The organism is Streptomyces hawaiiensis (assembly GCF_004803895.1).
Lineage (GTDB): Bacteria > Actinomycetota > Actinomycetes > Streptomycetales > Streptomycetaceae > Streptomyces > Streptomyces hawaiiensis.
In genome coordinates this window covers 2,466,664-2,488,510 of sequence record NZ_CP021978.1, presented here as the reverse complement: position 1 = coordinate 2,488,510, position 21,847 = coordinate 2,466,664, and the positions used below count along the sequence as shown (strand labels likewise).

Below are 21,847 nucleotides of genomic sequence, written 5' to 3'. Positions count from 1 at the left end.
GCCCCGTCCGATCGTCGGACGGGGCCCTTCGCCCTGCCCCGGGCTGGATAGGGTGGACCTCGTTGAGACTCTCGTCCCGTAGTGCGGGACGCCTGACCCTGGAGCGGCTTATGAGCGCTGTGACCCCCGCTGGAGGCGACACCGCGGCGGGCCGCTCCTGGCCCCTGCTGCTGAACGGCCTGCTGGACGGCCGGCACCTGAGCGCGGACGACACGGCCTGGGCGATGGACCGGATCATGCGCGGCGAGGCGACCGAGGCGCAGATCGCCGGGTTCGTCGTGGCCCTGCGCGCCAAGGGCGAGACCGTCGAGGAGATCAACGGCCTCGTCCGCACGATGTACGAGCACGCCAACGTGATCGAGGTGCCCGGCGCGACGGTCGACATCGTCGGCACGGGCGGTGACGGCGCGAAGACGGTCAACATCTCCACGATGTCCTCGATCGTCGTCGCGGGCACCGGCGCGAAGGTCGTCAAGCACGGCAACCGGGCCGCGTCCTCGGCGTCCGGCGCGTCCGACGTGCTGGAGAAGCTCGGGGTCAACCTGGAGCTGCCGCTGCACCGGGTCCCGGAGGTCGCCGAGGAGGCCGGGATCACCTTCTGCTTCGCGGTGAAGTTCCACCCGGCGCTGCGGCACGCGGGTGCGGCCCGCGGCCAGTTGGGCATCCGCACGGTGTTCAACGCCCTCGGCCCGCTCACCAACCCGGCCCGGGTCCGTGCCCAGGCCGTCGGGGTGGCCGACCCGCGCATGGCGCCGATCGTCGCGGGCGTCTTCGCCGAGCGCGGCAACTCGTCCCTGGTCTTCCGGGGCGACGACGGCCTGGACGAGCTGACCACGACGGCCACGTCCCGGGTGTGGATCGTCCGGGGCGGCGAGGTGACCGAGGAGGCCTTCGACCCGCGCGACGTGGGCCTCGAACTGGTTCCCGTGGAGGCGCTGCGCGGTGCGGACGCCTCCTACAACGCCGAGGTGGCCCGCCGTCTGCTGGAGGGCGAGACCGGCCCGGTCCGTGAGGCGGTCCTGCTGAACTCGGCGGCGGCGCTGGTCGCTCTGGAGCCGACGGCGGCACCACTGGCCGACCAGATCCGTGCCGGGATGGCGAAGGCGGCGGAGTCGATCGACTCGGGGGCGGCGAAGCGGACACTGGAACGCTGGGTGGCGGCCAGCAACGCGTAACCGAGGTGAGCGTGGTCCCGCGATGCGGACTCGACTTGCGGGACCGCGCTCACGTCACGTACTTTCCTGATCAGGTCATGAGTGACAGTCAAAAGGCCCCGGCCGACTGTCCGGCAACCCTCCGTCCGTGGCGGGGTGCCCCGGGTGAAGACCAGGCCGCAGGCAGCGAGGTCTGTGGCAAGCGCGTGACGAGGAGTCTCTCGTGAACCAGCGAATGCGATAGGGCCGCAGAGCCCCGCCTCCGCATCCCTCTTTTCTTCACCCCCCGCTTGTAGCCGTACGTGCTCGCGGGCGGATTCCACCTGCCTTCACGGGAGTTCACCCATGTCCGTCTCCACCGTTGTCACCGCCCCGTCGGTTTGTGCCCCGCTGCCCGTTCTGGGGCGGGATGTCACCGTCCCCCTCGTGACCGGCGGCGAGGTCACCTACGCCGCGCTCGACTACGCCGCCAGCGCCCCGGCGCTCCAGCGGGTCTGGGACGATGTCGCCGCCTACGCGCCGTACTACGGCAGCGTCCACCGCGGTGCCGGGTACCTCTCCCAGCTGTCGACCGACCTGTTCGAGAACGCCCGCCGGACCGTCGCCGAGTTCCTCGACTGCCGCGAAGGCGACCAGGTCGTGTTCACCCGGTCGACCACCGACTCCCTCAACCTCCTCGCCGCAGTGCTCCCCGCCGACTGCCAGGTCTTCGTCTTCGAGACCGAGCACCACGCCTCCCTGCTGCCGTGGCGCAACGCCCGCGTCACCTTCCTCGACGCCCCGCGCGGCCCCCGCGAGGCCGTCGAGACCCTGGAGCGGGCCCTGGCCGACCGGGACTCCAACGGGCCGGCCCTCGTCTGCGTCACCGGCGCCTCGAACGTCACCGGCGAGCTGTGGCCCGTACGGGAACTCGCGGCGGCCGCGCACGCCCACGGCGCGCGGATCGTGCTGGACGCCGCCCAGCTGGCCCCGCACCACCCGGTGTCCCTCGCCGGCCTCGACGTCGACTGGGTCGCCTTCTCCGGGCACAAGCTGTACGCGCCCTTCGGCTCCGGCGTCCTGGCCGGGCGGTCCGACTGGCTGCGTGCGGCCGAGCCCTACCTCGCGGGCGGCGGCGCCAGCCGCAAGGTCAGCCGGCGAGAGGACGGGGGAGTGGACGTGGAGTGGCACGACAGCGCCGCCCGCCACGAGGCCGGGTCGCCCAACGTCATCGGCGCCTACGCCCTCGCCTCGGCCTGCAAGGCGCTGACCGAGGCCGGCTTCGACACCCTCGTCGCCCGTGAGGAGTACCTGGTCCGCGCGGTGCGGGAGGGGCTGGCCGACGTCCCTCAGGTGCGGTTCCTGTCCCTCTTCGGGGACGACGCGCCGCGCGTCGGCGTGCTCTCCTTCGTCGTCGAGGGCTGGAACAGCTCGCACTTCGCCGCCGCCCTGTCCGCCGAGTACGGCATCGGCGTACGGGACGGGCTGTTCTGCGCCCACCCGCTGGTGCGCACGCTGCTCGGCAGCGACCCGCAGTCGCAGGGCGAGTGCGGGTCGCCCGAGGCCGAGCCCGGGGAGAAGTCGCTCAACGCCATCCGGGTCAGCTTCGGCGCGGGCACGCCGGACGAGCACGTGGAGCGGTTCGTGCGGGCGGTGAAGGAGCTCGTGACGGACGGGGCGAAGTGGAACTACCGCACGGAGGACGGGCGCTGCGTGCCGGACACCTCCGCCTGAACCGGTAGCCGGGTGCCCAGGACGATCATGCGCAGGGCGCGTTCGGTGGCGTCCGTGAGGAGTTCGCTCGCGCGGAGCAGGGCCTCGGCCAGCTCCATCGGGGCGGGCAGGATGCCGTGGCAGGCGTCCACGCCCGGCACCTCGCCCGCGCCCTCCCCGAGCGTGCCGGCCAGGGCCAGGACGGGACGGCCGTAGAGCTTGGCGCGGCGGGCCACCTCGGCGGGGACCTTGCCGCGCGGCGTCTGGAGGTCCAGGGCGCCCTCGGCGGTGACGACCAGGTCGGCGCGGGCCAGCCGGGCGTCCAGGTCGAGGTGGTCCAGCAGCACGTCGAAGCGGGGGAGCAGCCGGGCGCCCAGGGCGGCCAGCCCGGCTCCCAGGCCGCCGGAGGCTCCCGTGCCGGGCCCGCAGCGAAGGTCGCTGTCCGGCACGGCGGCGTCGCGGGTGAGGACGAACGCCCAGTTCTCCAGGGCCGCCGACAGCTCCTCCACCTGCGCGGGCGTCGCGCCCTTCTGCGGACCGAAGACCCGGGCCACGCCCCGCTCGCCGCACAGCACGTTGTACGGGTTGCAGGCGACGAGCAGCTCCACCTCCGTCAGGCGGGGGTCCAGGCCCCTCGGGTCGACTCGGTGCAGGCGGGTCAGCTCCCGCCCGCCCCGGGCGAGTTCCCGGCCGGCCTCGTCCAGCAGCCGGGCGCCCAGCGCCTGGAGCGCGCCCGCGCCCCCGTCCGAGGTGCCCGAGTCGCCGCAGCCGACGAGGATCCGCCGGACGCCCGTGTCCAGGGCGGCGCGGATCAGTTCGCCGACGCCGTACGTGGTGGTGGCGCCCGGGTCGCGCAGGTCGCGCGGGACGAGGGAGAGGCCCGCGACCGCCGCCATCTCCACCACGGCGGTGTCCCCGCCGCCCAGCAGGGCGAAGTGCGCGGCGATGGTCTCCCCGACCGGGCCGGTGGCCGGTGTGGTGACGATCCTGCCCCCGGTCGCGGCGGCCAGGGCGAGAGCCGTGCCCTCACCGCCGTCCACCAGCGGGATCAGGTCGATCTCGGCGCCGGGCAGGACTCGGCGTACGCCGGCCGCGATGGCGTCGGCGGCGGCCTCCGCGGACAGGGACTCCTTGAAGCCGCTGGGGGCTACGACGACACGGTTCAGCATGGAGAGCTCCTCAACGGGTGACGGACACGCCGAGCAGCGGCCACACCGCGACGGCGAAGAACAGGACGAGCGCCGCGGTCAGCGGGGCCAGGACGGCGGACAGCCGCAGCAGGTCGCGCGGGGCGTAGGTGGGAGCCCCGGTGATCTGCGAGAAGAGAGTGACCGGCTTGGCCGAGGCAGGCAGGGTGTGGCAGAAGCCCGCGGCGGCGGTCGAGGCGAGGGCTGCGGCCACCGGATTGACGCCGACTCCGACAGCGGCCGCCACGACCAGGGGGACCAGGACCGACGAGCGGGCCGAACGGGACTGCAGGAGCAGGTGGGCCGCCGTGCTGACCGCGATCACGACCGTCAGGAAGAGCACCGGGGACTCGTTCGTCGGCAGCCCGGACACCAGCCACTGCGCCGCTCCCGAGTCGGCGAGCGCAACCCCCATCGCCATCGTCGCGGCCATGAACAGCAGCAGCGACCAGGGGACGGTCTTCAGCGCGTCCTTCAGGCGCACCGTGCCGAGGGCGGGCGAGGAGGCGATGACGGCGCCGATCAGGGCGACGAGCGCCGGCGGCACCCGGTGCAGCGGCTCACTGCACCACAGGACGATCACGGTGGCGAGCAGCAGGGTGCAGCGCTTCTCGGCCTGGCTCCAGGGGCCGGTGACCGGCTGCTCGCTGTGCCGCTGGATCTGCTCGGGGGTGATGTGCACCGGGCCGCGGCGGTCCGCGCGCCGGGTCGTCGTCAGCAGGACCAGCTCCGCGGCCAGGTGGGAGGAGGCCACGGCCAGCGGCAGGCCCAGCAGCAGCCACTGCGTGAAGCCGATGTGCTGTCCGGTCGTCTCCCACAGCACCGACACGGTGATCAGATGCGCTCCCGCGCCGATCAGAGTCGCCACCGCCGACAGAAGGATCACGGTCGGAAACAGCAGCGCCAGCATCACGACCAGTCGTTTCCGGTCGGCCAGGACCTTCGCGAGGGCGAGGAACACCGGCAGCGCGAGCGCGGCCCGGCCGGAGGTGGCGGGCACCGCGAACGCCGTGACGACCAGGGCGGCCGTCGTGAGATGCACCAGCTGCCGGACGGTGCGCGCCCCGCTGACCAGGAACACCGCCGCCCGGCCGGCGAGCCCGGTCCGGCTCACCGCGGCCGCCAGCACGAAGGCGCAGATCAGCAGCCACACCGTGGCGTCGCCCAGCGTGCCGAACAGGGTGTCGCTGCTGATCACCCCGGTCACCGTGAGGGCGAGCCCGGCGCCCAGCGCGATGTAGGTGTCGTCGATCGACGTCCCGATCCAGGCGCAGGTCGCGAGTACGAACACGACGAGCGTGAGCCGGGCGTCGCCGCCGAGCCCCGGGAAGTTACGGGGGATCGCCAGCAGCGCGCACAGCGACAGCGCCACGCACAGGGCGGTGGTGGAGCGCAGATTCAAGGTCACGCCATAGACGATCGGCGAGAGCGGTGAGCCGCCCATGAGCCCCACATGAAGGAGTTTTCACACGCCTTCAGGGGCGCGGGGCTGTATCGATCTGCGGCTCCGCCGCGGGGGCGCGCCAAGCCACGGACGACCCGCACCCGGCAACGGCGCCCGAGCGCCACTACGGCAGCCGGTACCCCATCCCCCGCACCGTCTCCACCCGCTCCGCGCCCAGCTTCTTCCGCAGTGTCCGCACGTACACGTCCACGATGTTGGACCCCGGATCGAAGTCGTAGCCCCACACGTGGGACAGGATCTGCTCCCTCGACAGCACCTGCCCCGGGTGCCGCAGGAACAGTTCCAGGAGGACGAACTCACGGGCCGTCAGGTCGACCGTCCGCTCCCCGGAACGGGCCCGGCGCGTACGCAGGTCCAGGCTGAGGGAGCCCGACCTGAGGACCGTCACCTCCGGCGCCCGCGCCGCCGTACGGAGCCTCAGCCGCACCCGGGCGAGCAGCTCCTCGAAGCGGAACGGCTTGGTCATCCAGTCGTCGGCACCGCCCTCGAGACCGGCCACCGTGTCCCGTACGGAGTCCCGCGCGGTCAGCACGATCACCGGCACCGACACCCGCGCCTCACGCAGCCCCCGCAGGACCGTGAAGCCGTCCCGGCCGGGCAGCCCGATGTCCAGGACGACGAGGTCGAAGCCGCCGGTCAGGGCGTACTCGTAGCCCGCGTCGCCGTCGGTGACGACGGTCGTGGTGAAGCCGTTGGAGCGCAGGCCCTTCTCCACGAAGGAGGCGATGCGCTCCTCGTCCTCGACGATGAGGATGCGGTTCACGTGGGGTCCCCTTCCGGTGCCCGGGGCGCGTGCAGGACGAGGGCGAAGGTGGCGCCGCCCCCGGGAGTGCCGTAGAGCCGTACGTGGCCCCGGTGGCCCTCGGCGATCGCCTTGACGATGGACAGCCCGAGTCCGGCGCCGGAGCCCCGGGCGCCGCGGCGGGCCGTGCCGCGCCGGAAGCGTTCGAAGATCACCTCGGCGTCCTGAGGCTGCACTCCGGGCCCCGAGTCGGCGACGTACAGCTCCAGGTGCGGGCCGTTTGTGCGGGAGCCGATGCGGATGGCCTGGCCGGCCGTGGTGTGCTGCACGGCGTTCTGGGCGAGCTGCACCATGGCCTGGGTGATCCGCTGCGGATCCAGCTCGGCCTCCAGATCGGCGACCTCCGCGAGCTGCCAGTCGCGGTCGCCCAGGGTGCGGGCCTTGACGTAGACGTCGGCGGTGAGTTCGGCGACCTGGAACGGCTCTGGGGAGACGAAGTCGGGGCGTTCGGCCTTGGCGAGCAGCAGCAGGTCCTCGACGATGCGGCTCATCCGGTCCAGTTCGTCGGTGACCAGCCGGACGGTCTCCTCGCGTTCGGCGGGGTCGTCGCCCATGACCTCCAGATGCCCGCGCACGATGGTGATGGGGGTGCGCAGCTCGTGGCCGGCGTCGTCGACGAACTCGCGCTGCGCGGCGAAGGCCCGCTCCAGCCGGTCGAGCATGCCGTTGAACGTCTCGGCGAGGGCCGCTATGTCGTCGTGGCCGTGCACCGGGATCCGGCGGGTGAGGTCCTGCTCGGTGAGCTGCGCCGCCGCCGTGCGCACCACCCGCACCGGTTTGAGGATCCGCCCGGCGACCGCCCAGGCGATGCCGACGGTCAGCAGCAGGGCCACCCCGGAGATGACGAGCAGCGTGCGGAACACGCTGTTCACGCGCGCCTGCTCGCGCCCCGGGTGGAACGCCACGACGAACGCGGCGTCCGGTGCCCGGCCCGGCTGGGCCACGGTGACCTTCGCCCAGCGGATCTCGCCCTGCGGCCGGCCGAGCACGCCGGAGGACGCGGGCGAGCCGAAGATGCGGCGCCGGGCCTCGGGATCCTCGTGCAGGGGCAGGGCGACGGGCAGGTCGTGCGGCTGGCGGATCTGCCGGGGGCCGGCACCCGCCCGGCCGACCAGGCCGATCAGCTCCTCGTCGCTGTCGGGGTACTGCCGTTCCAGGAACACCGTCAGCAGCCGGTCCGCGTCGGTGAACGGGCGGCCCGTGCGCGGATCCCCGCCGCGCTCCTCGAAGTTCGCGAACTCGCCGGTCTCCTGGGCGAGCAGGCGGTTGACCCGGTGGTCGACGTCCCGCAGCAGGAACGAGCGGGTGGTCATGGCCACCGAGGCCAGCGCGAGCGCCATCACGAGCAGCAGCCACAGCAGGATCCGGACCCGGGCGGAGACCCGCCGGTGGCCGGTGTCAGTGGTCGGAACCGGGGCCGTCGTCGTCGCCCGGTCCGTCGTCTCCGGTGCCCTGGCCGCGGTCGTCGTCATCATCGTCACTCGCTGAGCTGTCGGTCACCGGAGGCCGGGAGACGACCTCGTCATCCGGCGTGGTGCCGGGCGGCGTGGCCTGCGGGGTGGGCCGGAGCGTGGAGGTGGGCGTGGGCGTGGGCGAGCCGTGGTCCAGCTCCACCTGCTGGGAGGGCACCTTGGGCGACTCGGGGCTGTCCGCGAGCGCGTAGCTGGTCGCGGCGATGCCCAGCGGGATCAGCACGACGGCGGACAGTGCCGCCATCCGGCGAGTGAAAACCATGGGCCCGATCCTGCGGGCGGAACCCGGGGCGCGGGATGAAGCCCGGATGAAGAACTCTTCATCCGGCACACCCGGCATCCGGCATCCGGCGGCGGCCCGGACGGTCCTAGTTGTCCAGCCCGATCGAGAACGCCGCCTCGAGGTCGTGCTGCGAGTACGTACGGAACGCCACGTGCGTGTCCGTCCCCTCCACTCCGGGGATCTTGCTGATCCGGCCCGGGATGACCTCCGCCAGGTCCTCGTGCTCCTTCACCCGGACCATCGCGATCAGGTCGTAGGTGCCGGTGACGGAGAAGACCTCGCTGACGCTGTCCAGCGCCGCGATCGACTCGGCGATCTCGGGGATCCGGTCCACGCTGGTCTTGATCAGGACGATCGCGGTGATCACGGCTGGTTCTCTCCCTCGGGGGCCGGAGCAGGGGCGGCCTTCACTCTAGTAGGGCCGGTGGGGCGGCCGTAGCGGACCGACGCATAGCCGAAGCCCAGACCGAATCCGATGAGGTGGGCGAGGTAGGCGACCCCCGGCCCGTCCGAGGCGCGCCCCGCCGCCAGCCACTGCAGCGCCGCCCAGAACGGCAGCACGACCCACGCCGGGAAGCGCACCGGCAGGAAGAAGAGGAACGGCAGGAGACTGGTCACCCGGGCACGGGGGAACAGGTACAGGAACGCACCGAGGACCGCGGAGATCGCCCCCGAGGCACCGACCAGGGACTGCCCGGAGTCCGCGTTGGCGACGGCGTACCCCAGCAGGGCCAGGTAGCCGCAGCCGACGTAGAACAGGGTGAAGTGCACCCGGCCCATCCGTTCCTCGGTCATCGCCCCGAAGACGTAGAGGAAGAGCATGTTGCCGAGCAGGTGCACCCAGCCGCCGTGGACGAAGAGCGCGGTCGCGGGGGTGAGGGCCGACCCCGCGGACCCTTCGAACAGTTCTGCGGGAATCACGCCCCAGCGCCGGAAGTAGGCCCGCTGCACGGCGAGCAGCTCGTCGCCCGTGCCGTACGCCGGATTCAGGCCCGAGGCGGGTCCGGCCAGGAAGGTCAGGCAGCACAGGGCGATCAGTGAGTACGTCACCGGCGCCGACGACCCCCTGACCGATCTGCCGGCCCGGACGATCGACGCACTCCACTTGCGGATCATGAACACAGAGCATGACGTAACCGGACGCAACCTCCCAGACCGCCTCGCCGCCGTGGGCGCGCAGGCGGCGAGGACCCGCCAGGCCGTAGGGTTACGAGCCACACGCACCGGGGATGCCGGTCGCGTCACGGACACTAGAAGGAAAGAGAACAGGTCACGATGACGGTTCCCCTGCCGACCGCCGAGACGCGGTGGCGCTGCACCCTCTGCGGCAACCTCACGAGGTTCGACGTGACCCGCTCGTCGAAGGTCGTCGAGTACGTCCACCTCGACCTGGCCGGAGAGCCGAAGGTCGAGGAGCGCGACGTGCTCAGTGAGACCATCGAGTCGGTGCGCTGCCGCTGGTGCAACGCGGTGGACCAGGTGGAACTCGTGGACAGGCCGGGCGCCGGCTCCTGAACGGGAGCCGGCCCCGCACAGGCATTGGGGTGTGACGGATGGCGGAGACCACGGGCGGGGGGCCGGGCGACGGCGCCGCCGAGGTGCTCGACCGTCCGCTGCCCGACGGCGTGCGCCGCAGGGTCGTGCAGATCGTCTCGGACGGCTTCGGCTCGCTGACGGTCGCCGAGCTGCCCGCGCAGCTCAGGCAGTACGCCCGGTTCGCACCGAACCGCCGGGCGAAGTTCGCCGGCAACGCGATGGCGGCCGCGCTGGAGACCGATCCGCTGTTCCGCCAGCGCATCGGGGAGAAGCTCAGAGAGACCCAGCCGGAGCTGACCGGCGCCCTCGACTCAGGCTCCCCGCCCCCGGCCGCGGACCCGCTCGACGTGGCGGCCGCGGCCTACGTACTGCGGCCGACGGACTGGGTGAAGCTGGTGACCGCCGCCGGCGAGGAGGCCCAGCGGGCCGACGCCGAGCGCGCCGACGAGGAGAGCCGGGCCGAGCTGGAGCGGCTGCGCGCCGAACTCGACCGGGCCCGCGACCACACCCGGGCCGAGACCGAGCGGCTGCGCACGGAGCTGGAATCGGCCAAAAAGGAAACCGAGTCGCTGCACCGCAAGCTGCGCGCCGCCCTCAGCGACGTCAAGCGCGGCGCGGCCGCCCTGCGCAAGGCGCACGGCGAGACCGAGGCCGTCCGCGCCGAGGCGCACGCCCAGGTGTCCGCCGCCGAGAGCGAGACCCGGCGGCTCAAGTCCCGGCTGGGCGAGACCGAGGCCGCCCTGGAGGCCACGCGCCGGGCCGCCCGCGAGGGCCGCAGCGTCGAGGACATGCGGGTACGGCTGCTGCTGGACACCCTGCTGGACGCCACCCAGGGGCTCCGCCGCGAACTGGCCCTGCCGCCGGTGTCGGTGCGGCCCGCCGAGACCGTCGACGCCGTCGAACCGGGCCGGATGACCCCGAAGGACATCGCCGCCCGCGCCCTGTCGGAGAACGACCCGCAGGTCCTGGACCAGCTGCTGGCGCTACCGCAGGCCCATCTGGTCGTCGACGGCTACAACGTCACCAAGACCGGCTATCCGCAGATGCCGCTGGAGAAGCAGCGCCTGCGACTGCTCGGGCAGCTCTCCCAACTGGCCGCGCAGACCGGCGCCGAGGTGACCTGCGTCTTCGACGGCGCCGAGCTCGCCGCACCGGTGCTGCTGGCCCCGCCGCGCGGTGTACGCGTCCTGTTCTCGAAGCCGGGCGTCACCGCCGACGAGCTCATCCGCCAGCTGGTGCGCGCCGAACCCCCGGGCCGCCCGGTCATCGTGGCGTCCACCGACCGCGAGGTCGCCGACGGGGTGGCCCGGGCCGGTGCCCGCCCGGTGGCCTCGGCGATGCTCCTCAAGCGCCTTTCGAGGGCCTAGAGGGCATACGCCCCATGCGTAACCTCCGAGCGTGATGCCCGAATTGATGGGACCTGTGGGCCACGTTGCGTCAAGTGGGTCTCACCGCCTGTGAGTCCAGATGAAAAGATGGCCTACCGTGACGCGATTTTTCATCTGAGGATTTGAACTGATCACAGGAAGGTCACTAGGGTCAGGCCGAACCTCCGCTCGGGTGATCACTCATCGGGAGAGACGGCGGAGGGGCCAGAAGGAGCTTTTCACCCGTGGCGTCCCACCGTCGTCCTAAGCAGCCGAGCCGCGCACGTGTGACCGTGCTGACCACCGCCGCCGCCGCTGCCGTCGCCTTCAGCTCGCAGGCCGCCAACGCGGCCCCCAGTGAGAAGCCGAGCAAGGACGAGGTCAAGGCCAAGGTCGACAAGCTCTACGAAGAGGCGGAGCAGGCCACCGAGAAGTACAACGGGGCCAAGGAGAAGCAGGAGAAACTCCAGAAGGAGATCTCCACCATCCAGGACAACGTGGCCCGCGGCCAGGAGGAGCTCAACGAGCTCCGCGACAGCCTGGGTCTCGCCGCCGCGTCGCAGTACCGCACCGGCTCCATCGACCCCTCCGTGCAGCTGTTCCTCTCCGCCGACCCGGAGGACTACCTCGACAAGGCCTCCACGCTCGACCAGCTGAGCAGCCAGCAGGTCGAGGCGCTGAAGAAGGTCCAGGAGAAGCAGCGCGAGCTCGCCCAGGAGCGCGCCGAGGCCTCCGAGAAGCTGAAGGACCTCGCCTCCACCCGGACCGAACTCGGCAAGAAGAAGAAGGAAGTCCAGGGCAAGCTCTCCTCCGCGCAGAAGCTGCTCAACAGCCTCACCGCCGCCCAGAAGGCCGAACTGGCCGCCGAACAGAACCGCGCCAGCCGCACCAGCGAGCGCGACGCCCTCGACGTCGACGTCCCGCCCGGCTCGGGCCGCGCCGCCGCCGCCTTCGCCTTCGCCCAGAGCCAGCTCGGCAAGCCCTACGTCTACGGCGCCACCGGCATGAGCTCCTTCGACTGCTCCGGCCTCACCTCCCGGGCGTATGCGGCGGCCGGCGTGCAGATCCCGCGCACCTCCGAGGCGCAGACCGGGGCCGGCACCAAGATCTACTCGGTCAGCCAGCTCAAGGTCGGCGACCTGGTCTTCTTCTTCAACGACCTGCACCACGTGGGCCTCTACGCCGGCAACGGGCAGATCATCCACGCCCCGCGCACCGGCACGGTCGTCCGCTACGAGTCGATGGACACCATCGGCGGCCCCTTCATGTTCGGCGTCCGGGTCTGACATCCGACCTGCGAAACCCGCTCGGCGTCCTCAGGATCAGGACACCGTGTCCGCCGTTCGGGCGAATCACGACAGCCTTGAGTGAGCCCACGCCCCGCCATTGACCTGCGTCAGCGGCGGGGCGCCCTGCCGGATACCCACGGATGGTCGTTGGCGGCCCCCTGTCGCGGGGCTACTGTCTGCCGCGTTCCAAGTCCGCCAGCGGAAGGAGAGCGGCTTCCCGTGGGGTCCCATCGCCGCCTTGCACCGTCCGGGTTCGACCGGGGCGCCAGTGCCGCGGTCAGCTTCCTGTCCGTCGCGGCCGCCGCCGTGGGCGCGGTACCGGCCGCCGCCGCACCGTACGACGACACCCGGGCCAAGGTGGACCGGCTCTACGAGCAGGCCGAGAAGGCGACCGAGGTGTACAACCAGGCCGACGAGCGCGCCGACGAGCTGCGCGATCACGTCGGCACCGCCCGGGACCGCATCGCCCGCCAGCAGCAGCGCGTCAACTCCATGCGGGAGTCCCTCGGTTCGCTCGCCGGCGCCCAGTACCGCGAGGGCGGCATGGACCCGTCCCTCGCCCTGCTGTTCTCCGACGACCCGGACGACTACCTCGACCACGCGTCCCGGCTCGACCGCCTCACCGCCCGCCAGGCGAGCGAGCTGAAGGAACTCCGGATCGCGCTGCGCGAACTGGCACAGGACCGCGAGGAGACCGCCGGGAAGCTCCGCGAACTGGACAGGAGCCGTAAGGCCGTCGCCGCCCACAAGAAGACCGTCGAGCAGAAGCTCGCCACGGCCCGGCGGCTGCTCAACTCCCTGCCGGACGCCGAGCGCGACGCCTACGGCCGCGCCTCCCGCTCCGGCCGCCCCGGCATGCCCGACCTCGGCGGCGCCACCGCCGCCTCGGGACGCGGGTCCGCCGCGGTCGCCGCAGCCCGCAGCGTGCTCGGCAGGCCCTACGTCTGGGGCGCCAACGGACCCTCCGGCTTCGACTGTTCGGGCCTGATGCAGTGGTCGTACGCGCAGGCCGGGGTCTCCCTGCCGCGCACCTCGCAGGCCCAGCGGTACGCCGGCCGGCAGGTCCCGCTGTCCGAGGCGCGCCCCGGTGACCTGGTCGTCTACCGGGGCGACTCCAGCCATGTCGGGATGTACATGGGCAACGGCCAGGTCATCCACGCGCCCTACCCCGGCGCGCCCGTGCGCTACGACCCGGTCGGGATGATGCCCGTCTCGTCGGTCACCAGGGTCTGACCAGGGCGGCCCGGCGCCCGTACGATCGGGAACGTGGCTGGTCGAAGGTGGGGGTCCGCGCTCGTCGTGCTCGTCGTGCTGCTCACCGCCCTGGCCGGGTGCGGCGGGCGGTCCGCGGCCGACAGTGCCACGGCCGACGTCCAGCGGCTCCTGGACAGGCGGGCCGCCGCGGTCGTCGACCGTGACGCGCGGGCCTACGAACGGACGGGCACGGGGACGGATTTCGCCGCACTGCGCGCGCTGCCCGTGGCCGCGTGGTCGTACCGGGTGACCGCGGTGCGCCGCACCGGCGACACGGCCACCGCCGACGCCGAACTGCGCTATCGCGTCGCCGGGTACGACCAGGCGCCGGTGACCGCCGGGCGCACTCTGCGGCTGAGCCGGGACGCGGACGGGCAGTGGTCCGTGGACACCGACCGGCCGGCAAGGAAGTCCGCGCAGCAGCTCTGGGACCAGGGGACGGTGCACCTCGTCCGGGGCCGGCACAGCCTCGTCCTCGGCGTCGGGCAGTCCGGGCGGTCGCTGCGGGACTTCGCGGACCTGGCCGACCGTGCGGTGCCCGCCGTGTCGGACGCGTGGGGCACGGACTGGAGCCGGCGGGTCGTCGTGCTCGTACCGAAGTCACTGGAGGGGATGGCGGGGCTGCTCGGCTCGCCCGCCTCCTCCTACCGCGGGATCGCGGCGGTCACCACCGGCGAGACGGGCGCGCGGGACCGGGCGCCGGCGGACCGGATCATCGTCAACCCGGACGCGTTCGCGCTCCTCGGCGGTTTCGGTGAGCAGGTCGTCGTCACCCACGAGACGACCCATGTCGCCACCCGCGCCCGCACCACGGCCGCCACGCCCCTGTGGCTGTCCGAGGGGTACGCCGACTGGGTCGGCTACCGCGACGGCGGCCGCACCCCCGCCGAGGCCGCGCCCGAACTGTCCCGGGCGGTCGGTGAGGGCCGCGTCCCCACGGCACTCCCGGACGACGAGGACTTCGGCTTCACCGGCGACGCGAGCCGCCTGGCCCGCTCCTACGAGAGCGGCTGGACGGCGTGCCGGCTGATCTCCGACCGCTGGGGCGAGGCCCGGCTGGGCGATTTCTACCGGGCCGTCGGGGAGCACCGGGAGCGGGCCGGGGCGGTGGAGGACGCGATGCGGAAGGTACTGGGGACGACGCCGGAGGCCTTCACGGAGCAGTGGCGGGCATATCTGCGGGATCAGCTGGGCTGACCCGGGGCCGGGCAGCGGCCGGCGTGGCGGGCGGTACGGTCGCCCGCCACAGGGCGCCGGCCGCGATCAGCGTGGCGGCCACCAGGAGGCCGTTGCGCAGGAACAGCAGGGTGAGGCCGAGACCGTCGCTCGCCACGACGTTGGCGAAGTAGTACGGGAACTCCAGCACCGTCACGAAGCACGCCACCAGCACCAGGACGACCGGCAGCCGCATCCGGCTCCCGGGGAAGTACACGCACACCGCCGCCAGCCCGATCAGCCACACCATGTACTGCGGGCTGATCACCCGGCTGGTGGTGGTGAACATCAGCACCGCCACGAAGGCCGCGTCGGCGAGCGTGTGCTGCTCGAAGCGCCGGGCCAGCAGCCGCCACAGCACCAGCCAGCCGAAGGCCGTCCCGGTCAGGAACAGTGCGCCCGTGCTCACCTCGCTCACATACGGCCCGATGAACTCGATCGAGCCGTAGTTCAGCCTCACCTCGCCCTGCCAGCCGAAGTGTCGGGCGACATGGAAGACCAGCGCGCCCAGCGACTCGACCTCGGTGCCCCGGTCGCGCTGGAAGGTCAGGAACGCGAACGCGCCCGGCATGGCCAGCGCGAACACACCCGTCACCGCGATGCCGGCCGCCAGGGCCGACATCCAGGCGCTGCGGCTCCGGGCGGCCAGGAGCAGCATCGCCGGCCACACCTTCAGCAGCGCCCCGAAAGCGGCCAGGGCCCCCATCGCCTTCGGGTGCCGGGCGCCCGCGAGCAGCGCGGCCATCGCCACCGCCGTGACCATCACGTCGTAGCGGGCGTACACCGTGGGGCCCAGCAGCGGCACGCCGATCACCCACACCCAGGCGCCGCGCAGCGAGCGGCCCGGGCGGCGTCCCGCGTACGTCATCAGGGCCAGCACGGCCAGGTCGGTTACGCAGACCAGCACGAAGAACGCGGTCGCGTAGTCCAGGAAGGGCAGCAGGCCGGGGGAGAGGATCGCCAGCGCGGCGGCGGGCGGGTACTGCCAGGTGACATCGTTCAGCGGGAACGTTCCGGTGCTCAGGACGTCGTACCAGCCCTGGTAGATCACGTGCACGTCGCTCGTGACGTCCGGGCCCGGGAAGACGTACACCTTCAGCACGAACAGCAGCAGCATCAGCCTCGTGAGACACCAGACCACCGGCAGCCATGCCAGGGACCGCCTCGTGCCCGTCGTCTTCACGTGATCCCTGCCCGTTCGCGTGCCGTGCTGATGGGGCCATGATGGGCCCGTCAGCTGTGAGCGTGCCATACCTGCTGCCGCGCACGGCTGTGAGGGGCGGTTCGGTAGGGTCGGCGGCGTGCGCAAGACCCTGATCGTGACCAACGACTTCCCGCCCCGGCCCGGTGGCATCCAGGCGTTCCTGCACAACATGGCCCTGCGGCTGGACCCGCAGCAGCTGGTCGTCTACGCCTCGACCTGGAAGCGGACCCGGGAGGGCGTCGAGGCGACCCGCGCCTTCGACGCCGAGCAGCCCTTCACCGTCGTACGGGACCGGACGACCATGCTGCTGCCGACGCCGGGTGCCACCCGGCGGGCCGTCGGCCTGCTGCGGGAGCACGGGTGCACCTCGGTGTGGTTCGGGGCGGCGGCCCCGCTCGGCCTGATGGCCCCGGCCCTTCGGGGCGCGGGCGCCGAGCGGCTGGTCGCCACCACGCACGGCCACGAGGCCGGCTGGGCGCAGCTGCCCGCCGCCCGGCAGCTGCTGCGCCGGATCGGCGACGCCACGGACACGATCACCTACCTCGGCGAGTACACACGCTCGCGCATCGCCTCCGCCCTGACACCCGAGGCGGCCGCCCGGATGGCGCAGCTGCCGCCCGGGGTCGACGAGAAGACCTTCCACCCCGGCTCGGGCGGCGAGGAGGTGCGGGCCCGGCTGGGCCTGACGGACCGGCCCGTGGTGGTCTGCGTCTCCCGCCTCGTGCGGCGCAAGGGGCAGGACACCCTGATCCGGGCCATGCCCCGCATCCTGGCCGCCGAGCCGGACACCGTGCTGCTGATCGTCGGGGGCGGCCCGTACGAGAAGGACCTGCGGCGGCTCGCGCACGAGACCGGCGTCGCCTCCGCCGTCCGCTTCACCGGCGCCGTGCCCTGGTCCGAACTGCCCGCTCACTACGGCGCCGGCGACGTCTTCGCGATGCCCTGCCGCACCCGCCGCGGCGGCCTGGACGTCGAGGGCCTCGGCATCGTCTATCTGGAGGCCTCCGCGACGGGCCTCCCGGTCGTGGCCGGCGACTCGGGCGGCGCCCCGGACGCGGTCCTCGACGGCGAGACCGGGTGGGTGGTGAGAGGCGGCTCCCCTCAGGCGGCCGCCGACCGCATCACGACCCTCCTCGGCGACGCCGAGCTGCGACGCAGAATGGGCGAGCGGGGCAGGGAGTGGGTCGAGGAGAAGTGGCGCTGGGACCTGCTTGCGGAGAACCTCAAGAGCTTGCTTTAGGGACACAAGGGGCGCGGGGAACTGCGCGACAAGCCACCAAAGGCCCGCACCCGCCCACAAGGATCAAGTGGCACCCCACTAGGCGGAACCCCAAAATCCGCCGATGCTGCGCCCATGACAGCAAACCTGACACATCGTCACCTGACAAGACGTCAAATCCTGGGCGTGGCAGCTCTGCAGACCGCTGCCACCCTCGGCTTCACCCGCATCGGCCTCGAAAGCGCCCGAGCCGCCCAGCCCGACGCGGCCGACACCGCCCCGGCGATCGTCGTCGGATCCGGCTACGGCGCAGCGGTCGCCGCCCTCCGTCTAGGCCAGGCCGGCATCCGCACGATCGTCCTGGAGATGGGCCGCCTCTGGAACACCTCCGGCCCCGACGGCAAGGTCTTCTGCGCCACCAGCGCACCCGACCACCGCTCCATGTGGTTCCGTACCCGCACCGAGGCTCCCCTGTCCACGTTCCTGTGGCTGGACGTGGTCAACCGGGACATCAGCCCCTACCCCGGCGTCCTGGACCGCGTGCACTTCGACCACATGTCCGTGTACGTCGGCCGGGGCGTCGGCGGCGGCTCCCTGGTCAACGGAAGCATGGCGGTCACCCCGCCCCGGTCGTACTTCGCCGAGCAGTTCCCCACCGTCGACGCCGACGAGATGTACGGCACCTACTTCCCGCGCGCCCGCGCCGCCCTGGGCGTCAACACCGTCGACCCCGCCTGGTTCGAGTCGACGGAGTGGTACCGCTTCAGCCGCGTCTCCCGCAAGCACGCCGAGAAGACCGGCCTGCGGACCACCTTCGTGCCGAGCGTCTACGACTTCGGCCACATGCGGCGCGAGGCGGCCGGCACCGCCCCGAAGTCGGCGCTCGCCGGCGAGGTCATCTACGGCAACAACCACGGCAAGCGCAGCCTCGACAAGACCTACCTCGCCGCCGCGCTCGGCACCGGCAACGTCACCATCCACACCCTGGAGAAGGTGCGCGCGATCAGCCGCGCGCCGGACGGGACCTACGTCCTGACCGCCGACCGCGTCGACGAGACCGGCCGCGTCGTCGAGACCAAGGAGTACGGCTGCGCGTACCTCTTCCTCGGCGGTGGCAGCCTCGGCACCACCGAACTGCTGCTGCGCGCCCGGGAGACGGGCACCCTGCCCGGCCTCGACGCCAGTGTCGGCGCGGGCTGGGGCACCAACGGCAACGTGATGCTGGGCCGGGCCAACCACCTGTGGGACACGGTCGGCGCGAACCAGTCGACCATGCCGGTCATGGGCATCGACGACTGGGCCAACACCGCCAACCCGGTGTTCGCCGAGATCGCCCCGCTGCCGACGGGCCTGGAGCACTGGGTGAGTCTCTACCTGGCGATCACCGGGAACCCGGAGCGGGCGTCCTTCTCCTACGACACCGGCTCGGACCGATTGCGGCTCGGCTGGACGGCCGCCCACTCCGCGGTCTCCGTGGCCATGGCCAAGAAGCTGTTCGACCGGATCAACGCGGCCAACGCGACGATCTACCGGTACGACCTGTTCGGTTCGGGGAACAAGGTCTTCGCCGACGACTTCACCTACCACCCGCTGGGCGGCTGCGTGCTGGGCAGGGCGACGGACCACTACGGCAGGGTCAGGGGATATCCCCGGCTGTATGTCACCGACGGCTCGCTCGTGCCCGGGTCGCTCGGGGTGAACCCCTTCGTGACCATCACCGCGCTCGCCGAACGCACGATGGCGCGAGTCCTCGCCGAGGACACCGCGCCATAGGCGACCCGACCCGGTGGGTCACTTCGCGTAGATCGCCTCGATCTCGTGCGCGTAGTCCTTCGCCACCACGTTCCGCTTCAGCTTCAGCGAGGGCGTCAGGTGGCCCGACTCCTCCGTGAACTGGGAGGACAGAATGCGGAACTTCCGCACCGATTCCGCCTTCGACACCGCGGCGTTGCCGTCGTCGATCGCCGCCTGGATCGCGGCCAGCAGGTCCGGGTCCTCGCTCAGCGACGCCGCGGTGGCACCCGCCGGTTTGCCGTGGTCGGAGCACCAGCGGCCCAGGAACTCCTCGTCGACGGTGACCAGCGCGCCCACGAACGGCCGCCCGTCGCCCACCACCATGCACTCCGCGACCAGCGCGTGCGCCCGGATGCGGTCCTCGATCACGGCCGGGGCGACGTTCTTGCCGCCCGCGGTGACGATGATCTCCTTCTTGCGGCCGGTGATCCTGAGGTAGCCGTCCTCGTCGAGGGTGCCGATGTCACCGGTGTGGAACCAGCCGTCGGCCAGGGCCTCCGCGGTCGCGCCGGGGTTGTTCCAGTACTCCTTGAACAGGTGCTCGCCGTGCAGCAGCACCTCGCCGTCGTCGGCGATCCGCACCACCGAGCCGGGCAGCGGCTGGCCGACCGTGCCGATCTTCTGCCGGTCCCAGGGGTTGAACGCGGTGGCCGCGCAGGACTCGGTCAGGCCGTAGCCCTCCAGGACCGTGAAGCCGATGCCGCGGAAGAAGTGGCCGAGGCGCTCGCCGAGCGGGGCGCCGCCGGAGATGGCGAACTCGCCCCGGCCGCCGAGGACCGCGCGGAGCTTGGTGTAGACGAGCTTGTCGAACGTCTTGTGCTTGATCCTCAGACCGAGGGACGGGCCCGAGGGAGAGTCCAGCGCCTTGCTGTAGGCGATCGCGGTGTCGGCGGCCTTGTCGAAGATCTTGCCCTTGCCGTCGGCCTGGGCCTTGGCACGCGCCGAGTTGTAGACCTTCTCGAAGACGCGCGGCACGCCGAGGATCAGCGTCGGGCGGAACGCGGCCAGCTCGTCGGTGAGGTTCTTGATGTCCGGGACGCAGCCGAGCTTGATCGGCGCCATCATGGGCGCGATCTGCACCAGCCGGCCGAAGACGTGCGCGAGCGGCAGGAAGAGCAGCACCGAGCACTCGCCGGTGCGGAACAGCGGACGCAGCCGCTCCACGATGTTGCCGCACTCCGCGAAGAAGCTGCGGTGGGTGAGCACACAGCCCTTGGGGCGGCCGGTGGTGCCCGAGGTGTAGACGATGGTCGCCGGGTCGTCGGCCTTGGCGAACGAGCCGCGCTCCTCGACCGTCTCGTCCGTGACGTCCTGGCCGAGCCGGCCCAGCTCGTCGAGGCCGCCGCCGTCGATCTGCCACACGTGCTTGAGCGCCGGCAGCCCGTCGCGCACCGACTCGATCGCGGCCGAGTGGGCGTCCGACTCCACGACGCAGGCGGTCGCGCCCGAGTCGCCCAGGATCCACTGCACCTGCTCCGGCGAACTGGTCTCGTACACCGGCACGGTCACCGCGCCCGCGCTCCAGATCGCGAAGTCCAGCAGCGTCCACTCGTAGCGGGTACGCGACATCAGGCCCACCCGGTCGCCCGGCTGGACCCCGGCGGCGATCAGGCCCTTCGCCGCCGTGTGCACCTCGGCGAGGAAGGTGGTGGCCGTGACGTCCTGCCAGCTGCCGCCGATCTTGCGGGCGATGACGGCGACGTCCGGATGCTGCGCGGCGTTTCTGCGGACGATGTCGGTCAGATTTCCGTCCGCAGGGACCTCGTACAAAGCCGGAAGGCTGAACTCGCGCAAGACTGCTGCTCCTCATAGGGCGCCGGCGCCACGACGGTGTGTGCTGCGACGGTGCGGTCCAAGGCTCGGGGAGGTACTCAGGCATTCACTTGTTGAAATGCAGAGCACGACTGGACTGCCCGGACGTTACCCGCCGGTATGGCTTCTCCGACAGGGGGTCCCGTCGAGATGTTCGCTGCGTCACACAGTTGGGTATTCCTTCGCGCACAGTAGTCCACGCACTAACTGACTGGCCAGTAACCGCAGGCCCGGCCGCCACTGTTCACCTCTGCCGCACACGCTTACGCTTGATCGTCATGGCACCCACACCAGCCGGAAACCACCGGACGCGCGTACACGTGGTCAGCGACGTGCACGGCAACGCCCGTGACCTGGCCAGGGCCGGCGAGGGCGCCGACGCCCTGATATGCCTGGGCGACCTCGTCCTCTTCCTCGACTACGCCAACCACTCGCGCGGCATCTTCCCCGACCTGTTCGGAGTCGAGAACGCCGACCGCATCGTCGCGCTGCGCACCGCCCGCCGCTTCGAGGAGGCCCGGGTGCTCGGGACCGAGCTGTGGGCCTCTCTCCAGGGGAACCGTGCCACGGTGATCGAGGAAGCGGTGCGCAAGCAGTACGCCGAGCTGTTCGCCGCGTTCCCCTCTCCTACGTACGCCACCTACGGCAACGTCGACATGCCGACGCTGTGGCGGGAGTACGCGGGCCCCGGCACGACCGTCCTCGACGGCGAGCGCGTCGAGATCGGCGGCAGGGTCTTCGGCTTCGTCGGCGGCGGCCTGCGCACGCCGATGCGCACGCCGTACGAGATCAGCGACGAGGAGTACGCGGCGAAGATCGAGGCCGTGGGCGAGGTCGACGTGCTCTGCACGCACATCCCGCCCGAGGTCCCCGAGCTCGTCTACGACACCGTCGCCCGCCGCTTCGAGCGCGGCAGCGGGGCCCTGCTGGACGCCATCCGCCGCACCCGGCCCCGGTACTCCCTCTTCGGGCACGTGCACCAGCCACTGGTGAAGAGGATGCGGATCGGGGCGACCGAGTGCGTGAACGTGGGGCACTTCGCGTCGACCGGAACGCCCTGGGTGCTGGAATGGTGAGGACGCCGCAGCTCGGGTGAGATCGG

19 protein-coding genes and 1 riboswitch are annotated in these 21,847 nt (G+C 72.0%); of the genes, 10 read left to right on the top strand and 9 right to left on the bottom strand.

The window, feature by feature from the left end; translation table 11 throughout:
• Nucleotides 1–110 precede the first annotated feature (110 nt).
• Both trpD and CEB94_RS11480 read left to right on the top strand, forming a co-directional pair.
• Entirely contained in the window at nucleotides 111–1,175 is a 1,065-nt protein-coding gene (trpD, locus tag CEB94_RS11485) for an anthranilate phosphoribosyltransferase (RefSeq protein ID WP_175432113.1), read from the top strand.
• A gap of 73 nt (nucleotides 1,176–1,248) precedes the next feature.
• Nucleotides 1,249–1,365: riboswitch (SAM riboswitch) on the top strand.
• 134 nt (nucleotides 1,366–1,499) lie between these two features.
• Complete coding sequence (locus tag CEB94_RS11480) at nucleotides 1,500–2,867, top strand: aminotransferase class V-fold PLP-dependent enzyme (protein ID WP_175432112.1); 1,368 nt, start codon at nucleotides 1,500–1,502, stop codon at nucleotides 2,865–2,867.
• Here CEB94_RS11480 and CEB94_RS11475 read toward each other — a convergent pair.
• The 7 genes from CEB94_RS11475 to CEB94_RS11445 all read right to left on the bottom strand — a co-directional run bounded on the left by CEB94_RS11475 (nucleotide 2,822) and on the right by CEB94_RS11445 (nucleotide 9,171).
• Complete coding sequence (locus CEB94_RS11475; RefSeq protein WP_175432111.1) at nucleotides 2,822–4,015, bottom strand: glycerate kinase; 1,194 nt, start codon at nucleotides 4,013–4,015, stop codon at nucleotides 2,822–2,824. The two genes, CEB94_RS11480 and CEB94_RS11475, sit on opposite strands and share 46 nt — an antisense overlap.
• Before the next feature lie 10 nt (nucleotides 4,016–4,025).
• Nucleotides 4,026–5,441 (bottom strand): SLC13 family permease, encoded by a 1,416-nt coding sequence (locus CEB94_RS11470; protein ID WP_175432110.1) that lies wholly within the window; start codon nucleotides 5,439–5,441, stop codon nucleotides 4,026–4,028.
• Between the two features lie 160 nt (nucleotides 5,442–5,601).
• The gene (locus CEB94_RS11465; protein WP_175432109.1) at nucleotides 5,602–6,261 is read right to left on the bottom strand and encodes a response regulator transcription factor; all 660 of its coding nucleotides are present in this window, start codon (nucleotides 6,259–6,261) and stop codon (nucleotides 5,602–5,604) included.
• Nucleotides 6,258–7,772 (bottom strand): sensor histidine kinase, encoded by a 1,515-nt coding sequence (locus CEB94_RS11460; RefSeq protein WP_175436966.1) that lies wholly within the window; start codon nucleotides 7,770–7,772, stop codon nucleotides 6,258–6,260. Before CEB94_RS11460 ends, CEB94_RS11465 begins: the two co-directional genes overlap by 4 nt.
• A complete protein-coding gene (locus tag CEB94_RS11455) occupies nucleotides 7,699–8,034 on the bottom strand; it encodes a small secreted hydrophilic protein (RefSeq protein WP_175432108.1) in 336 nt (111 codons plus the stop codon). The genes CEB94_RS11460 and CEB94_RS11455 overlap by 74 nt, the downstream gene beginning before the upstream one ends.
• 106 nt (nucleotides 8,035–8,140) lie before the next feature.
• Nucleotides 8,141–8,422: an Lrp/AsnC family transcriptional regulator gene (locus CEB94_RS11450; protein ID WP_030848030.1), complete on the bottom strand. Its 282-nt coding sequence runs from the start codon at nucleotides 8,420–8,422 to the stop codon at nucleotides 8,141–8,143.
• Nucleotides 8,419–9,171 (bottom strand): rhomboid family intramembrane serine protease, encoded by a 753-nt coding sequence (locus CEB94_RS11445; RefSeq protein WP_175432107.1) that lies wholly within the window; start codon nucleotides 9,169–9,171, stop codon nucleotides 8,419–8,421. Before CEB94_RS11445 ends, CEB94_RS11450 begins: the two co-directional genes overlap by 4 nt.
• Nucleotides 9,172–9,330: 159 nt before the next feature.
• On the opposite strand from CEB94_RS11445, the gene CEB94_RS11440 reads away from it, so the two are divergent.
• The 5 genes from CEB94_RS11440 to CEB94_RS11420 all read left to right on the top strand — a co-directional run bounded on the left by CEB94_RS11440 (nucleotide 9,331) and on the right by CEB94_RS11420 (nucleotide 14,698).
• Complete coding sequence (locus tag CEB94_RS11440; RefSeq protein ID WP_031106126.1) at nucleotides 9,331–9,570, top strand: hypothetical protein; 240 nt, start codon at nucleotides 9,331–9,333, stop codon at nucleotides 9,568–9,570.
• 38 nt (nucleotides 9,571–9,608) lie between these two features.
• Nucleotides 9,609–10,958 carry an NYN domain-containing protein gene (locus CEB94_RS11435; protein WP_175432106.1) on the top strand — a complete coding sequence of 450 codons (1,350 nt, stop codon included), beginning with the start codon at nucleotides 9,609–9,611 and terminating at the stop codon, nucleotides 10,956–10,958.
• Nucleotides 10,959–11,203: 245 nt separating this feature from the next.
• Complete coding sequence (locus CEB94_RS11430) at nucleotides 11,204–12,244, top strand: C40 family peptidase (protein ID WP_175432105.1); 1,041 nt, start codon at nucleotides 11,204–11,206, stop codon at nucleotides 12,242–12,244.
• Nucleotides 12,245–12,466: 222 nt separating this feature from the next.
• A complete protein-coding gene (locus CEB94_RS11425; protein WP_175432104.1) occupies nucleotides 12,467–13,480 on the top strand; it encodes a C40 family peptidase in 1,014 nt (337 codons plus the stop codon).
• A 33-nt stretch (nucleotides 13,481–13,513) separates the two neighbouring features.
• Nucleotides 13,514–14,698, top strand: a complete 1,185-nt coding sequence (locus tag CEB94_RS11420; protein ID WP_175432103.1) for a hypothetical protein — start codon at nucleotides 13,514–13,516, stop codon at nucleotides 14,696–14,698.
• On the opposite strand, the gene CEB94_RS11415 is transcribed toward CEB94_RS11420, so the two are convergent.
• Nucleotides 14,655–15,899 (bottom strand): glycosyltransferase family 87 protein, encoded by a 1,245-nt coding sequence (locus CEB94_RS11415; RefSeq protein ID WP_175432102.1) that lies wholly within the window; start codon nucleotides 15,897–15,899, stop codon nucleotides 14,655–14,657. The genes CEB94_RS11420 and CEB94_RS11415 overlap by 44 nt on opposite strands.
• Nucleotides 15,900–16,017: 118 nt before the next feature.
• On the opposite strand from CEB94_RS11415, the gene CEB94_RS11410 reads away from it, so the two are divergent.
• Both CEB94_RS11410 and CEB94_RS11405 read left to right on the top strand, forming a co-directional pair.
• Nucleotides 16,018–17,160, top strand: coding sequence for a glycosyltransferase family 4 protein (locus CEB94_RS11410; RefSeq protein ID WP_175432101.1), 1,143 nt, complete (start codon nucleotides 16,018–16,020; stop codon nucleotides 17,158–17,160).
• A 114-nt stretch (nucleotides 17,161–17,274) separates the two neighbouring features.
• Nucleotides 17,275–18,912 carry a GMC oxidoreductase gene (locus CEB94_RS11405; RefSeq protein WP_175432100.1) on the top strand — a complete coding sequence of 546 codons (1,638 nt, stop codon included), beginning with the start codon at nucleotides 17,275–17,277 and terminating at the stop codon, nucleotides 18,910–18,912.
• Between the two features lie 18 nt (nucleotides 18,913–18,930).
• Here the strand turns inward: CEB94_RS11405 and CEB94_RS11400 are convergent, their stop codons facing one another.
• Nucleotides 18,931–20,727: an AMP-dependent synthetase/ligase gene (locus CEB94_RS11400; RefSeq protein ID WP_175432099.1), complete on the bottom strand. Its 1,797-nt coding sequence runs from the start codon at nucleotides 20,725–20,727 to the stop codon at nucleotides 18,931–18,933.
• 296 nt (nucleotides 20,728–21,023) lie between these two features.
• Between CEB94_RS11400 and CEB94_RS11395 the strand changes: the two genes are divergently transcribed.
• Nucleotides 21,024–21,821, top strand: a complete 798-nt coding sequence (locus CEB94_RS11395; protein WP_175432098.1) for a metallophosphoesterase family protein — start codon at nucleotides 21,024–21,026, stop codon at nucleotides 21,819–21,821.
• Nucleotides 21,822–21,847 lie beyond the last annotated feature (26 nt).